Origin of the sequence: Pseudonocardia sp. (genome assembly GCF_050250275.1) — a bacterium.
GTDB lineage: Bacteria > Actinomycetota > Actinomycetes > Mycobacteriales > Pseudonocardiaceae > Pseudonocardia.
The window spans coordinates 37,067-52,026 of sequence record NZ_JBFWOY010000005.1; the positions used below are offsets into that span (position 1 = coordinate 37,067).

Here is a 14,960-nt window from a genome sequence, read left to right on the forward strand (position 1 = left end):
ACAAAAGAGTATGCGCGCCGGGTGAGCGCCGTCTATCCCGAGTGCGTCGGCACGTCAATCCGGATTGCGACGCTCGACGTGTTGATCCCAGGCATCTCGAAGACCACCACGTTCGACTCGCCGCCCGGAAGCGAGAGCCACCGGCCAACGTTACTGGAAGGGCGACGCGAGGCCACCCCGGACGTGGCTCACCGACGCCGGTGAGGGCGTGAGCCGGCCGCGGATCCGGATTCAGGACCTTCAGAGGCTCTTCGCGTCCCAGCCGACCGAGGTCCGCTCCTTAAACAATCGATAAGGTACGCATTCCGGCCCACTGGTGAACGTTTCGCTGCGTGCCGTCGGATGCGGCGCGCGCCACCTCTATGAGCGCTCGACCCTGACGGTGCCGTCACCGGGTCATGCCCCTGCGGGCACACGTCCGAGAAAGCTGAGACGCATCTGCCCGTCGACCGGCGGCCGGGCGAAGGAGGGAGACGCGAGGATGCGCGCTGCGCGGGCGGGCCCGATGGTGGCGGTCGTGGCTCGCCGGGTCCTGTTCAGGCTGGTCAAGTCTTCGACGGCAACCTCGTAGACACCCGGCGCGGGTGACATCACGCCGGCGTGGAAGCAGGCGGTGATGACGCCCTGTCGGTGTGCCGTCACGACTGAATCGAGGCAGTGTTCCCGACCGAGAAGGCGCGCGGCGGCATGTACGTGGCCCGCGGCGATGAGTCCCCGGATTCGGGTTGACGAGACGGGGCCCTCGTCGACGTCGAGCAGGTCCACGATCACCACGTCCGTACCGTGAGCTCGGCCGATTTCTCGCAGCAGCCCGGCGTCTCCTGCGGCTTTGTGACCGAACCGGAAGTTCGCTCCCACGACGATCGACCGCGCCTGCAGATCCCGCAGGAGGGTCGTCGTGACGAAGTCCGCCGGCGGGGTCTGAAGCAGCTGGGCCGAGACCGGCAGTGCGATGACGAAGTCCGCGCCACAGTCGACCAGCATCTCGACCTTGTCCTGCAGCGTGCACAACGATGGCGGTTCCTCCAACGGCCTGAGGAGCGAGGCCGGGTGACGGCTGAACGTCACGACGCCCGCGGCGACACTGAGTTCGTCGGCCCTCCTCCGAGCTCGGGATACGAGCTCGCGGTGCCCACGGTGCACCCCGTCGAACTGCCCGATGGCCACGATCCCGCCCCGCAGAGCGGGTGGCAACTCATCGACTCCGCTGTGGAGTCTGGCGCCGGTCGGCCTACTCAGATCACCAGCACTGATCGCACCTGCGCTCTTCGACCAGCCATCGGTGCGCGCCAGAGGGCGGAGAAGGCTCATGACAGCTGTCCGCCGGAAGCGTAATCGTGAGAGGTGCGGGCGATCCCCGCGACGATTGCGAGCTCCTCGGCGTCGCGGGGTCCGTAGATCAGCACCATCCCCGGAGTAAGCCGGGTACCTGCGAGCGGGTGCGCGACTGCCCATCCCTTCTCGACCGCGTCGGCAGCCAAGCGACCGGGTAGCGCGAGGTGCATCGAGCCGTCGTACGACGGGTGCAGGTGCGCGAACTCGCCGGCCGACACGACGAGGAAGGCGTCGGCCGGCCCGTTGCCGTCGGCGAGCATGAAGCCGCTTGCGCCCGGCACGGACAGGACCGACTGTCTGGTGGTAACCCCCGGCAATGAGCTGAGCTCGGCGAACAGCTGCTGCTGAATCTCGGGCGGCGCGTTGTCGGAGGTCTGCTGCTGTGGAATCGAGGTCGATACCTGGGGCCGAGGACCCCGCCGTGGCGGCAGCGCTCCTCCCCGGATACCGGACCACCGGCACGAGTCGTCCGCCGCTGCGCCGTCACCGGCCGACCGCATCGCGAGGTGCGACACCCTGTCCTGGATCCACGCTGACAGATGCGTGACTGCCTCCGTCGCGAGTGAGTGACCGACTGCGTCCTTCCGCGCGACGGTCGGTGCGCCCGACTCGGTGGTGAGATAGCGCCAGGTCCGGTCCTGCAGGTCGCGCGGGATCACCGTGTCATCGGCGCCGTGCGCGAGGAAGACGGGTAGGCCGCTGAGTCGAGCCGGCGTTGTGGGCACACCCGCATCGAACGGGATGGTCCCGCACAAGATCGCCGCGCCTGCGAACCGGATGGGATCGTCGAGGACCAGACCACCCGCGAAGGCGGCGCCGCCGCTGAAGCCGATGAGCAACACGGGTCGCTCCGCCGGCGCGACTGGCTCGAGCCAGTCGCGAAACCAATTCATCGTGGCCCGCAACGAGTCCGCGTGCGGTCGTCCGATGCCACGATTCGCGAACCAGGCAAAGCCATGGCCCTCGGCGATGGGCGCACGTACCGCCACGTAGGCAGGGCCGATCGGAAGTGCATCGGCAAGGCCGATCACATCCCGCTCAGCCGCGCCTCGTCCGTGGAGGAGCACCACCAGAGGATTGGCAGTGTCGGTGTTCCCCCGCGTCAGAACGACCGGTGTGGGAAAGGCCGGGGCGGCGGTCATGACGCGCCGCCGACGAGTCCGCTGCCGACGGCCCCGGTGGACACCCCGGACCAACGGGCGACCTCGGCGCCCAGGTTGAGGTGGTCGACCGGAGCGAGCCGTTCGTACTCGCCCCACTCTTCACGCGGCAACATCCACATCACCTCGAACTCGTTGCCGTCCGGGTCCGTGCCGTAGATGCTCTTCGTCGCGCCGTGGCTCGACTCGCCGGTGTATGCGCCGATCTGGGCGAGAGCGAGGCGTGCGGTCTCGAGGTCGTCGACGGTGTCGACCTGCCATGCGATGTGGTACATGCCAACGGTGCCGGAACTCCGTCGGGGAGCATCGGCGCCGAGACCGAACAGGCCGAGGTCATGGTGGTTTCGTGAGAGCCGAAGACGCAGGAACGCAGCGTTCGCGCGCGGCTCTCGCGCAATCACGTCCATGGCGAACGCGGTGGTCCAGAACGTCACGGAACGCTCGAGATCAGAGACCATGAGCACCACGTGGTTGGCACGTAGCGCCAGGATCGGTTCCGACATTGTGTCCTCCTAGGTCGGGAGCTCGAGGAGCTGTGTTCGCGGGAACTGCGCATATTTGGCTGAGGGTTGGCTTCCGTGCCGCCCCTGCGCAACGATCGATCAATCACTCGTCGGGCCTCACCAACGGCATTCTGTGCAGAAGCCACCGTCACGGGTCGACACTCCCAACTCGAACAGCCAGGCCGAGAACTTTCGGATTCGGATCACCCGGCGCGCCGGTCGCTGGCCCCACGGCGCAGTCACTGTTCAGAATGACATCGCAACGACGATGCTCACGATGTGCTCTGTCGGCGAGAGGGGTGCACGGCCAGCGGTGGGACTTCAATCGTCATGAAGTGGAACAGCGGCAGCGTCCACAGGATTCGTGGAGTTCGTCGCTGGGCTGGACGTCGAATACACTGATATTCTGATATCTTCCACAAATTCGCCAGAGATGCAGCCAGGTACCGGCTTCCTGAAGTGCGAGTGCACGCTCCCTTTCAGCAATGACGAGCCGGCGCGCTCAGCGGGATCGATCTCGTGCGGGATCGCGACATGCATCCTGACGTGGAACAGCGCCGCTAGCTCCTGGTGAAGGCGCGGACCTTGTCAGCGTTCAGCTCGACACCGAGTCCGGGCCCGACGGGGAGGTGCAGCGAACCGTCCACATAGCGCAGCGGTTCGACGAGCATCTCCTCCGCCATGAGCAAGGGCCCGAACAGCTCACTGCCCCAGGTCACCCCTGGGTGTGCGCAGGCCAGATGCAGCGAGGCCACGGTGCCTATCGGACTCTCGATCGAGGTGCCGCCGTGACACGGGATGCCGGCGGCGGCAGCGACGTCTGCAATCGCGCGTGCGGCGCGGAATCCGCCTGACTTGGTGGTCTTGAGCGAGTAGACGTCCGCAGCGCGCGTTCGGGCGAGCCGCAGCGCGTCGCCGGGAGTACGCAGGCTTTCGTCGGCCATCACGGGAATCGGCAGTGCCGCGTTGATCTCGGTCAGCGCCGCGACCTCGCCGGCGGGGACCGGCTGCTCGATCAGCTCGACACCGGCGTCCACGAGTTTCGGCAGGTACGTGAGCGACGTGAGCAGGTCCCAGCGGGAGTTCAGATCGACGCGGACACCGGCGACGCCGGCGAGTTTCTCGGCGATCTCGCACACACGCGCTACATCGTCCGCGGGTGCCTGGGCGCCCATCTTCAACTTGAAACTGCGGTGCTGTCCGGTGTCGATTTTCCCAAGTGCCTCCTCGACGACAACCGGGGCCGGCTCGGTGCCCAAGGCCCAGGTGACCGGGATCGCGTGACGACTGATCCCGCCCAGCAACGCGTGTACGGGGACGTTGAGGCAGCGCGCCCACGCGTCGTGCAAGGCCACCTCCACGGCAGCCTTCGCGTACAGGTTCGCCGCAAGAACGTCGTTGATGTCGCGTTGGATACTCCCGATGTCGTCGACCTGGCGCCCGAGGAGGACTGGCGCGACATACTGCTCCACAACGAGCTGCATCGTCTCCACCGATTCCCCGCCCCACCACGGGCCGCCGGGAACTACGCCTTCGCCGACCCCGGTGACGCCTCCCGCGATGTGGATGAAGACATACAGCACGGGTTGTGCGGTCATCGAGGTCCTGGCGAAGCGGTGTGGGCGGCGTAGCGGAATGTCGAGCAGGACGGTCTCAACTCGATCGATCCGCAGGTCGCTCATGCTGTTCCTTCCGAGGATCGGAGTGGTGGAACCTGCTTCCGGCTCTGCCGAGAGGACGCCGTGGCAGTGTTTGGTCTGGCCTGCTGACGGATAAGGATCAGTCCCGCTCGAGAACGAAGTCGTAGTCGGAGCGGTGGGTGCCGTCCGGCAGCGTCTCGGGGTTGAGGATCAGCTCGGCTTTGGTTGCGTGCGCCACGTCATCGTCGACGTAGCGACCGCCGCTGAAGTACAGCTGCGTGGTGATGGTGCGATGCCCGGGGGCGCGCACCAGGAGATGAAGGTGTGCCGGCCGCCACGGATGCCAGCCCGCGGCCGCAATGAGCTCTCCCGTCGGTCCGTCGGTCGGCACCTGGTAGGGCACCGGCAGGATCGTGGTGATCTCGAACCTACCGTCGCCCTCGGTGACGACGACGCCGCGCAGGTTGCCTTCGGGCAGATGCGGGGCGAATCCCGAGTAGAAGCCGTCGGCGCTGTTCTGCCAGACGTCGAGCTCGGCACCCCCGACCGGATTCCCGTCGATGTCACGGACCTGGCCACTGAGCACCCAGGTCGAACCGGGCTCATCAGGGCGAGCGGGGAGGGCGGCGACTGCCGGCAGTCGTGTCTGGCCGGGAAGGTAGTACGGCCCGAGGATGGTGCCGGGGGTGCCCTGCTGCGATCGCGCGGCGACCTCCTCGACGGCGTGCTCGACGAACACGTCAAGGAACAGGGGCCACTCACGGCCCTCGCCCAGGTCCATCAGCCATCGCTTCGCGGCCTGGAACTCCGGATACGTAACCTGGTGGGCTCGAATCACGCCGTGCACGGCATCGAGGACGGCGCGAACCACGGTATCGACCCGCTCGGTGGACGTCTGCGCCTCGCCGAACCCCGTGGCATTGCCCGCACGGAACGACGCAGTGGCGGACGAACCCGCTTCGGCCGCGGTGGGGGACTGTTTCATGGTGGTCATCGGACTCCTTATGGCTTCGGGGTGGCTTTCCTCGCTGACGTAGCTGGCCGTGAGTTCCTCGCCTTTCGGCGGGTCGGATCAAGGGGCGGGCGCCGCCGAGATGGCTAGGAGGAGAAGAACGCGCCGACGCCGTTGGGCGGCGGCACGTAGTCGGGGATCGGGATCGCGCTCCGGACCCGGCCGTTGAAGTCGCCGAAACCCGCCCCGTGATAGACGAGTGGCCGGCGGTCGTAGACCCGAGCTGCATCCACGTGCCCGATGAAGATCGAGTGGCTCCCGCCGGACATCCGCTCGCGGACAGTGCATTCGAAGTGCGCGAGCGCACCGCGGAGCAGCGGTACGCCGTGCCGGGTGAACTCGACATCGACACCGTCGAACTTGTCGTCAGCAGGCTTCGCGAACTTTCTCGCGAGCCGTTCCTGGTAGTCAGCCAGGACGTTGACGGCGAACACGCAGCTCGCGGTGATGGCCTGCTCCGTCGGCACTCTTCGGTTCACGCAGATGAGTAGGGTCGGTGGCTCGACACTCAGCGACGTCATCGCGCTCAACGTCATCCCGAAGCTCCGCCCGCCTGCCCGCGCGGTCACCACGGTCACGCCACTCGCGAACTGGCTGATCGCCTGCCGGAAATCTGATCCGTCCATCTGGTCTCCTTCCGAGGCGGCCGCGAGCTGGTCCTCAGAGACTCCACCGCCGACGTGAAGAACGCCGAAATGCGCTAGCGGCGCAGACCCCTGAAGAGCTTCGTTGTCGCCGTGTCGGGCCCGGTACCGAGGTCCTGCAGTGCCAGCTCGCAGGACCGGTAGGCGGCCAGGACACCGTCGGCGTCGCCATTGGCGTCCGCAAGGCGCATCGCCAGGCGCCACATGGACTCTCGATAGGGGTCGAGGCGCAGGACCAGACCCAGATGAGCTGCGGCGGCGTGACGGTCGCCCTCGGCGAAGGCGAGTTCTGCGACGGAACAACGAACATCCACGAGGACCGAGTCGAGGTCGCGCCGTCGTTCCTCCGCCCACCTGCTCTTCACCCCCGCGGCGAACGGGCCGCGGGCCGCGATGTCGAGTGCGCTGAGCAGGACCCGATACTGCGCCGTGCCTCGCAGACTTGACGCTTCCGCCACCGTCCTCTTGAAACGCTCGGACCCCGTCACCAGGCGAAGGTCTGAGTTGATCCGGATCTTTCGGCCTACACCTTCCACACCGTCCTCGTCCGGCAGGACCTCCCGCAACCAGCGCACGGCCTGTCGAAGGTACGACGAGGTGGACTCCGACCGTCGGCCCTCGAACAGTGCGTCGAGGAGTTGATCGCGCGTGGCGCTGTGGTCGGGTTGGCCGGCGAGGAAGACGAGCAGCTCGACACTCTTCTTGATCTGCGGCCGGACGAGGCGGCCGTCCACGCGGATCTCGATCTCGCCGAAGTCCGCGATCTCGATCGAGGCCCCCACGTGGTGGTCCAGTTCGACGTCGCGCGCGATGAGGGCGCGCCCCAGCCAGTGCCAGTCGGACTCGCACGAACTTTCCGCGTCGAGCCGCCGGGACAGTGTCGAGGGGAAGAGTTCGATCGCTTGCAGCAGACTCTGACGTGATCCTTGACGGTCGGCGGCCTCGAGCGCGACGTTCATGGCACGGTCGGCAACGTTCTCGTCGCCGAGCCGCCACGACGCCTCTGCCAGGTATACGGCCGCGGCCGGGAGCATCAGGACCCGCTCGGCCGTTCGCATGCTCCGCACTGCGCGTTCCAGATGCCGTGCGGCCTGGGCCGCGTCGGCCTGCATGAGGTAGCTCAGCCCGAGCCAGGTCTCCGCCTGCTCGACGATGAACCCGTACGAGCCCCCGACAGGGTGTGTCCGGAGTTGGCCGAGCACTGCCTGCGCTGCGGCCGGGTCCTGGTTGAGGAGAAGTTCTAGTTCGGCCTGGATCAGGTAGCTGAACGCCTCGAGTAGCGACGAGCCGCTCGCCCGGATGCGTTCTCGGCCGTTCAGCAGCGCCCGCCAGGCATCCGCGTGGCGGCCCTGCGCCCGCAACAGCTGAACGCTGAACAACGCGTCGGACCACACCCCGACCGTCCCAGCGTCGAGTGCCTGCTCGTAGAGCGTGGCCGCCTGCTCGATCTGCCCCATCGCGAGCCGCGCGCCGAGTTGCCAGGATCGCGCGGCGATAGCGGCCCAGCGCGATACGGGCTCATCCAGCATCAGCGCGAGTCGCCCGCGGTAGTAATGCGTGCGCATGATAAGGGCATCGAGCGGCCCGCCGCTCAGCGGGACACAGCCACCGGCGAGGTCGGGGGCGCCCCCGCCGTCGTCGAGAAGGGTCATGCAGTACCGCATGGCATCGATCTCGAGCCCGGGTCGTGCGACGTCGAGGACCGCACGGATCTCGTTGATCCGGCCGGCATGGAAGTAGCACCAGGCCATCGCGCTCGCGTACTTGCTGGACGACCGCGCGAGAGCGTCGCGCAGCCCATGGTCGCGGAGCCGGTCGGCGACCGCCAGGCCACCCCCGTAATCCTCGGTCGCGAGGGCCATCATGAGCTCGGCGCCGGCGAGTGCCACGTTCCTCTCGGTCGGCAACGAGCCGAATCGACTCAGCCAGCCGCGCACTATCGCGAAGTCGCCCCTGTCGACGACGGACTCGATCGCCTTCTCCGCCTGGGCAAGCGCCTCGGGCAGCAGATCCGCCTTCAGCAGCTCCTCCGTCGCCTCCTCGTACCGGTGAGCCACGCCGAGCATGATCGCGTGCCGTCGATAAATCTCGGTGACTTCCGATGTATCGCGACGCGCGAGCAGGGTGAGCAGATACTCACGGAAGCGGGGGTGACAGCGCAAAGTGTCCTCGCTGCCAGGTACCCACATGGCCGGGATGTGGGCCGACCGCAACGCGTGGAGGTGCCGGGCCGCCGACGACACACCGAGAGCGGCGGCTGCGGGGCCGGTCACCTCGTCCAGCACCGATGTGCGGATAAGGAAGTCGCGCTGCTCCGGGCAGAGCTGATCGAGGATGTGCACGGCGAGGTAGCCGTGCAGCGGATCGGCCTCACCGTTCAGCCCGGTCGAGTGATCTCGAGAACGCCAGGCTTCGAACAGCACGCCCGCGACCCACCCACCCGTCGCGTGCACGACGGCCGGGATGTCCACGTCGCTGCGGCCGAGCCAGGCGAGTGCCGACTCGGCTTCTTCGGCGGTAAAGGCGAGATCCCGCTCGTCCAACCCGACGATCATGGCGGAGGGCATCGAGCGGAAGTCGAGTTCCTGCCTACTCACCACGACGAGTCTGGCTCGACCTCGTAGGTAGCGTCCGAGCCTGCTGACGAGTTCCAGGGCCTCCGGCGAGGAGGCGGTCCGTTCCGCGTTGTCGAGCACGAGTGTGACCGGCAGGCTCGCGATCGTGTCGGCGAGGATGCCGGCGACCTCTGGGTGTGGAACCCCGGCACGTAGCGCGGACGTCGCCTCGGGCGTGTCGTGCCCCGCCTGCGCGAGAGCCGCCTGCAGGTAGGTCAGCAGGCGGCCGGGAGCGGCATCGGTCTCATCGACCGACAGCCAGGCGACCGAGTTGGGCGAGTCGTCGAGTGCCTGGAGTACGGCTGTGGTCTTGCCCGCGCCAGCGGTGGCGTAGACGCAGACGACCGAGTTCTTGTCGATCAGTTCCCGCAGGAGCGCGGCGATCCGAGGGCGCGGGACGACGGACTCCTGCAGGCTCGGTGGCGTCACCTTGCCACGGATCAGGGAGAGACGGTTCCGATCTGGCTCCGTCATCGGAACCGGTCGCGACGCCATGGTCACCTCCGCGCATCCGCTGCGCATGCACGCAGCTCCTGATCACTGGGGACAAGTTCGTCGCGGGTTGCCCTGCTCGCAGGCCCGGCGCCGGGGTGTCCGGCGCCGGGACCGGCTCCTCCGAGGCGCAGTGGCACTTCAGATTACGAGGTCGCCACCGCCGCCGGGAACGACAACGACTGCCCGGGCAGGAACTTCACGCCGGCCTGGAAATCGAGGCCATACCTGCCCTGGAGCTCGACGAGCAACAGGGTGAGCCGCTCCAGGGTCGCCGAGTTGGCGAGCGCCCCCGCGTCGATGGGCCGCAGGCCCGAGGCACCGATCAGCTTGGCGACGTCGGCCTTCGCTCTCTCGTGGTCCGATGCAAGGAACACGTCGACATCGCTCCCGCTGAAGGCCCTGGTCTTCAGCGTCGGCGCGAAGTTGGTGTTGAACGCCTTCACGACGGCAGAACCGTCCAGTCGTCGCTGCAGTTCCAAACCCGCGCTGTTGCCGTACTCGGTGATCAGCCCGTCGAAGTTCGGGGTGAAGGGGTTCGAGATGTCGATGACGGTCTTTCCCCGCAGCACGTCGCTCAGGTCGACGGCGAGCCGGGTCGATACCGCGAACCAGGTCGCCAGCACCAGGACGTCCGTCCCCCGCGCCGCGGCCTCCGCCGTGGGCACGGCACTGACCTTGCCCGGTCCTCGCGACGCCAGTTCCTGAGCCGCGGCGTCGGACTTCTTAGGGTCGGAGCCAGCGATGTAGACGTCATGCCCGCCATCGGCGAACAGGCCTGCGATCGCCTTTCCCATGTTTCCGGTGCCAACAATCCCGATTGTCACGTCTCTATCCTTCTTTCGTCGTTTCGACCCGGCTCGCCGCCGGGCTATGATTCCCATCTACCGTGATGCGGGCGCGTCAGGGTGTCCCGACGCGCTTCCATTCAGGCCAGTCCGGACTCGTCCACCCATTGAGGTCATACTCGCTCATGCATTCGTCGACCATCGAGCGGAAGTAGTTGTTCGTGCCGATGTGCTCACCGGTGTGGTAGGTCTCCACACGGTTCCCCTCGTAGCTGCCCGAGAAGTTCCGCTCGTGGACCTCTGATCGGCCACCGAACTCGGTGGCGAATTCGTCCCACACCAGCCGGATGAGTTTCACGCGCTCTTCCGCGGGGATTTCGGCGCCATTCCAGTACTTGTCCAGCCAGTGTCGGGTGGCAGGGTTCTTGAAGTCTTCCGCGGAGGACGGAATTTGAATGAAGCCGCCGGCCATAAGGTTGTGGAACACCGTCCGGATCTTCGTGAAGGTGTCGCCATACATGTTCCGCCACTGCAGCGCGTAGTTCACGTTCGGATGCACGTACGGTCCACCTCCGGGTGCCGGGTTGGGCTCCGCGGCCATCGCCGTGGCGAGGGCCCAGAGGTTGTGCCGGAGGCCGAGAACCTCACCGATCTGCGCTTGCACTCCGCGGAACGATGAGATCTTGTTCATGTCGGCGACCTTGAGCAGGAGGCCGCACAGGAAGTCGAGTTTCACCGCCGTCCGGGTACATGCGTGGAAGATGAATCGCTGGGCGAACCCGCGAGGAAAGAGCCCGTTGACGACGTCGGGGTTTCGATAGGCTGTCACGTTCTCCCAAGGAATCAACACGTCGTCGAGAATCACCGAGTAGTCCGACTCGTCGAAACGGCTAGACAGAGGGTAGTCGAAAGGCGTTCCGTTTCGCTTCGCCATGTACTCGTACGAGTAGCGGCCGATCAGCTTGACTCCGGGCGCGTCGAACGGGACGAAGAACCCCAGCGCGAAGTCTTTGTCGTCGACACCCAGTCCGCTTGCAGGCAGGTATTGGCTGACGTAGGTGACGTTGCTGAACGCCGCGCCTGTGGAGATCATCCGTGCCCCACGCACGACGATGCCGTCATCGCGCTCCTTGACGACGTGCATGTACGTGTCGCGCTGCTCCGCGACAGACCGGGTCCGGTCCGCAGACGGGTTGAGCAGACTCAGGTTGACGAACATGACGTCGTCAGTGATCTTCTCGTACCATCGGCGGACGTTGCCTGCGAAATCACCGTAGAAGTCCGCATCCGCGGCCAGACCGGCCACCAGAGCGGCCTTATAGTCCGGCCCCCGCGACAGGCTTCCGTAGCTCATCCGCGCCCACTCGGCGATCGCATCGCGCGACTCGAAGAGGTCCTGCGAGGACGTGGCCATCTTGTAGAACTTGTGGGAGCGCGTCCCACGTTCGGTGACGTAGGTCAGGACCTCCTGACGGGACGAGTCATGGAGCGCGTCGTACATCCGCGCCACCGAGTGCGCCGTCGTGGTGAACGCAGGATGTGTCGTGACGTCGTCGACCGGCTTGCCATCGAAGTAGAAGATGCGTCCGTCGCGAAGACTCTCCAGATACTGGGCACCTGTTGGGGGAGGCGTCACTCCGTCGGCTGCGGGTGCCCGCTCCGGGCCCGCGGCCACAGCAGGTTCTTTCGTGGTGGTCACAGTCAGATCCCTCCTTCTGCCGCCTCCACCTGATGTGATCCAGGCTTCACAGCGGGCGATGGGCAGAGGGTTCCGGTCGCCCGTAAAGCAGTGCGAAAAGTCGGCACTGATCAGGGCCCGATCGGTCGCGTCCCGTCGCCGGGTGTCCTCGGCGGGTCCGCACTGATCTGGTCGGAGGCTCGGCGGGCCGCACAGCGCCCCGCCCAGGCCGCGCGGACCTCGGACACGGCACGACCAGATGAATTGTGTCGATCTCGGACCTGGTCACGGCGATTGTGCGCATCGTCAGCGTGCACGTCTGGAGGCCCCCTCATCGTCACCGTCGCTCGCCGCGGTGCTCGCGGTCTGGATCATCTGGAGGCTTCCCGGCTCGCGCCGCCGTCGACGGGCCTCCCAGCCGCCCGGCCGGTCCGCTCGCCCGAGTGCGTTCACCTCCCCCGCTCCCTCCTCTAAGCCGCCTTCCTCGTCGCGTCGGCCGGGTAAGGGTGCCGCAGGCATCGCCGAGCGACGGCGCCGCCGCCCGTGACGCGGCTGGCGCGGCGTGGACGGTTGAGGCGGAGGGATCGTCCCCGCCCATTTCCAACGCAATGCGGGCGCCCGCCCGAGATGTCCTGTAACGGCAGTCACGTCCGGCCCGAACCTCTCACTGTGAGGCGGCACGTCCGAGAAGGACGTCCAGGGGAGCGCTAGGGAGCGGGCAGGAAGATGTGGGTTCGGCTGCACAAGGACAGCCACGTCGGCAGCAGCGTCGGGAGTTCGTTTGGATGGCACCTCTGGCGCCAACAGAACGCGAACTTCCCACATGCTGACATGGGCCTCGGGTTCACTTACCTGATCTGCGACCAGCCGGGCTCGAAGCCGTCGACCAGGACGACTGCGACTAAGGCCACGGTCCGCGACTTCATGACCTTCCGACCCGCGACCTCCCTTACCGACGCCTACAACATCGCGCGCCGCGAGTTCCCCGCGGACTTCGCCATGACCCTGAACGAGTGGCTCACCGACCCGTACAACCGGCCGATCGACCCCAAATGGTCTGGCGTCTTCGGGATGTGGACCCTCGACGCCGTGAGCATCGCGCCGGTCCAAGGCAGCTGGAGCTTCGCGAACTGCTTCTGCGGCTGGAAGCAGATCAACGACGCGATTGCCGCGGCCTGAGCGCATCGGCGGCCGAGTCATCGGTTGCGAAGCGGCCGGCGGCTCTGCTTCTGCGATCGGTTCGTGGACAGCCATCCCCACCGTACAGCGCGCTTCAGAGCGCCGCTGAGTACGAAGTGGGTCTGCCGAATCGACGAGGCGCTCAACGGCGAGCACGCATAGAGCCGACAGCGCTCATCGCACTCGTGGGCTCGATTTGTGCGGTGCTCGACATGTGGCTTCCGGTCGCAGTGATCGCGGCATCTCCCGCGGGTCGCCGCAAGGCCTTCTCGGCCTGGACCCAGGACTTGGGGCCCGGCGGGACGATCTCCCGGAGCCGGTTGGGGCGCTTCGTGACGAGCTCGATTCCCGCGTAGACGGTGACGCGCAATGCGCTGCTCGGCAACTGCTCGATGCTCCCCGGCTGCCGCTTCCGCTGACTTGTACCGCCCGCAATGGGTCCACGATAACGCACATATGTCCCACGTTTGATCCCACGAGACCGATCAGAGTGGGCCTAGCTTGTGTGTAACAGCTGGTCAGACGGAGTGGGCCCCCGGGGGATCGAACCCCGAACCCGCGGATTAAAAGATGGCGGCGTCGCAGGCCGTCTCATGTTATCCGCTGGTCAGACTGAACTCACTCCTGCTTCCGTTGCCTTGCCTGCACTCAGAGCCAGAGAACTCGCAGTCATTCCCGCAGTCATCGAGTCCAATGTGGACGTTATGACCGTCCGGCACATGCCGTGCCCACGGCCGCGAGCTGGACGCACTCGCTCGCCGGACTGGAGGGACCCCGGCCGTGGCCAACCGCTGACCCGAGGCAGCCAGCAGAGCGTCACGACGACGCGGCCGACGACCCCGTCTCGTCGTAGAAGGGCTCGAACCACCGCCGTGGGTGCAGGTTGGGCGCCCGAAAGGATCGGGCGAACTCGTCGTTATCCTCGATGCCGTCCCACTGCGGCTCGAGGAGAAACTCATGGTCGAGGTCAGGAAGCAGGACATCGACCATGTCGGCGATCTGGAGATCACCGGCGTCAAGCCGGAGGTACCACGAAAACTCCTGCGGGTTCTCGCTCGCGACGCTGTCCGGCACCTCGGCCTCGTCGATCATCGCAGCCCATGCCACCTGCTGCGCCATGTTCCGCGGCATGACCACCTCACCCTGACCGAGGCGACCCGAGAGCCACTCGATCACTTCGATCACTCGAGAGACCAACGCGGGCCCCTCGCGATGGGCGACCGGAGGAAGCCAATCGACCGGCTCGTCGGGGTCAAGCCCGTGCTCGTCGATCAGCAGGTCGGCCGCGATCCAGAGCGCTGCGGCGATCCTCGGCGGCATGTCCGCATCGTCGGCGTACAGCGCGGCGAAGTCAGGACGTGAGAAGTCACGGGCTGAGCTGCCGGAGTCGTCACGACGTCGGGCGACCGAGTACGGCACGCCCTGCTCGTGCTGGATCTGCCGGCTGCGCTGCTTCCGTCGGGAGTTGCGTGTCACTGAGGACTCCGTCCACACCGCGTCCCACGCCCGCAGTCATGGGTTGACCCGCGAAAGCGCACGATCCCGGTGGACCTTGTCCTTCGTCGTCGCTCCTGCGTGGGCGGTGTGCGACTCTGGAAGCTGGCCGGTGCGTTCAGCCGGAGACCAGAGTAGCGCGTCGGCTGTCGGCGAGTTGTCGCTCGCGTCCCGCTCTGCGTGTTTTAACAGCGCCAGCCGGGTGCGTGAGGAGCTGTCGTGCCGCGGCGGCAGCGCCCCGTCCGAACCCCGCACGGCGACCGTCGACAGCAGTCGCGGGCGCGCAATGACGAGCTCCGCGACTGTCGGCGGTGGCCATTCCTCGACGCCCGAGATGGTCGCGTCCGAGCACAGTCAGCGGCCATCGCGTCCCCAGCCTTGTCCCGCTGCCACCGGCCGACGGCACCGACACCCGCTAGG

At 66.9% G+C, this 14,960-nt stretch carries 11 protein-coding genes and 1 pseudogene; 1 reads left to right on the plus strand and 11 read right to left on the minus strand.

What is annotated here, in order from left to right:
- Positions 1 to 396 precede the first annotated feature (396 nt).
- From AB7F12_RS06720 to AB7F12_RS06765, 10 genes and pseudogenes are all read right to left on the minus strand, one after another.
- On the minus strand, positions 397 to 1,311 hold the full coding sequence (locus AB7F12_RS06720; RefSeq protein ID WP_428497625.1) for an adenylyltransferase/cytidyltransferase family protein: 915 nt from the start codon (positions 1,309 to 1,311) through the stop codon (positions 397 to 399).
- Positions 1,308 to 2,477 carry a luciferase family protein gene (locus tag AB7F12_RS06725; protein ID WP_428497626.1) on the minus strand — a complete coding sequence of 390 codons (1,170 nt, stop codon included), beginning with the start codon at positions 2,475 to 2,477 and terminating at the stop codon, positions 1,308 to 1,310. The genes AB7F12_RS06720 and AB7F12_RS06725 overlap by 4 nt, the downstream gene beginning before the upstream one ends.
- The gene (locus AB7F12_RS06730; RefSeq protein WP_428497627.1) at positions 2,474 to 2,998 is read right to left on the minus strand and encodes a VOC family protein; all 525 of its coding nucleotides are present in this window, start codon (positions 2,996 to 2,998) and stop codon (positions 2,474 to 2,476) included. The genes AB7F12_RS06725 and AB7F12_RS06730 overlap by 4 nt, the downstream gene beginning before the upstream one ends.
- A gap of 272 nt (positions 2,999 to 3,270) precedes the next feature.
- A pseudogene (locus tag AB7F12_RS06735) lies at positions 3,271 to 3,485 on the minus strand (muconolactone Delta-isomerase family protein).
- A gap of 73 nt (positions 3,486 to 3,558) precedes the next feature.
- Positions 3,559 to 4,680: a muconate/chloromuconate family cycloisomerase gene (locus tag AB7F12_RS06740; protein WP_428497628.1), complete on the minus strand. Its 1,122-nt coding sequence runs from the start codon at positions 4,678 to 4,680 to the stop codon at positions 3,559 to 3,561.
- Positions 4,681 to 4,777: 97 nt separating this feature from the next.
- Positions 4,778 to 5,632, minus strand: a complete 855-nt coding sequence (locus tag AB7F12_RS06745) for a dioxygenase (protein ID WP_428497629.1) — start codon at positions 5,630 to 5,632, stop codon at positions 4,778 to 4,780.
- 104 nt (positions 5,633 to 5,736) lie between these two features.
- A complete protein-coding gene (locus AB7F12_RS06750; RefSeq protein ID WP_428497630.1) occupies positions 5,737 to 6,276 on the minus strand; it encodes a flavin reductase family protein in 540 nt (179 codons plus the stop codon).
- Positions 6,277 to 6,350: 74 nt separating this feature from the next.
- On the minus strand, positions 6,351 to 9,431 hold the full coding sequence (locus tag AB7F12_RS06755) for a BTAD domain-containing putative transcriptional regulator (RefSeq protein WP_428497631.1): 3,081 nt from the start codon (positions 9,429 to 9,431) through the stop codon (positions 6,351 to 6,353).
- 116 nt (positions 9,432 to 9,547) lie between these two features.
- Positions 9,548 to 10,228: an NADPH-dependent F420 reductase gene (locus AB7F12_RS06760; RefSeq protein ID WP_428497632.1), complete on the minus strand. Its 681-nt coding sequence runs from the start codon at positions 10,226 to 10,228 to the stop codon at positions 9,548 to 9,550.
- A gap of 76 nt (positions 10,229 to 10,304) precedes the next feature.
- On the minus strand, positions 10,305 to 11,888 hold the full coding sequence (locus tag AB7F12_RS06765; protein WP_428497633.1) for a 4-hydroxyphenylacetate 3-hydroxylase family protein: 1,584 nt from the start codon (positions 11,886 to 11,888) through the stop codon (positions 10,305 to 10,307).
- A gap of 903 nt (positions 11,889 to 12,791) precedes the next feature.
- Here AB7F12_RS06765 and AB7F12_RS06770 point away from each other — a divergent pair.
- The gene (locus AB7F12_RS06770; protein WP_428497634.1) at positions 12,792 to 13,046 is read left to right on the plus strand and encodes a hypothetical protein; all 255 of its coding nucleotides are present in this window, start codon (positions 12,792 to 12,794) and stop codon (positions 13,044 to 13,046) included.
- A gap of 816 nt (positions 13,047 to 13,862) precedes the next feature.
- Here AB7F12_RS06770 and AB7F12_RS06775 read toward each other — a convergent pair.
- A complete protein-coding gene (locus tag AB7F12_RS06775) occupies positions 13,863 to 14,522 on the minus strand; it encodes a hypothetical protein (protein ID WP_428497635.1) in 660 nt (219 codons plus the stop codon).
- Positions 14,523 to 14,960 lie beyond the last annotated feature (438 nt).

Bases quoted from the DNA above. Each gene is read 5' to 3' on its own strand.
- AB7F12_RS06720 (WP_428497625.1), bottom strand. From the start codon at position 1,311: ATGAGCCTTCTCCGCCCTCTGGCGCGCACCGATGGCTGGTCGAAGAGC.
- AB7F12_RS06725 (WP_428497626.1), bottom strand. From the start codon at position 2,477: ATGACCGCCGCCCCGGCCTTTCCCACACCGGTCGTTCTGACGCGGGGG.
- AB7F12_RS06730 (WP_428497627.1), bottom strand. From the start codon at position 2,998: ATGTCGGAACCGATCCTGGCGCTACGTGCCAACCACGTGGTGCTCATG.
- AB7F12_RS06740 (WP_428497628.1), bottom strand. From the start codon at position 4,680: ATGAGCGACCTGCGGATCGATCGAGTTGAGACCGTCCTGCTCGACATT.
- AB7F12_RS06745 (WP_428497629.1), bottom strand. From the start codon at position 5,632: ATGACCACCATGAAACAGTCCCCCACCGCGGCCGAAGCGGGTTCGTCC.
- AB7F12_RS06750 (WP_428497630.1), bottom strand. From the start codon at position 6,276: ATGGACGGATCAGATTTCCGGCAGGCGATCAGCCAGTTCGCGAGTGGC.
- AB7F12_RS06755 (WP_428497631.1), bottom strand. From the start codon at position 9,431: ATGCGCAGCGGATGCGCGGAGGTGACCATGGCGTCGCGACCGGTTCCG.
- AB7F12_RS06770 (WP_428497634.1), top strand. From the start codon at position 12,792: ATGACCTTCCGACCCGCGACCTCCCTTACCGACGCCTACAACATCGCG.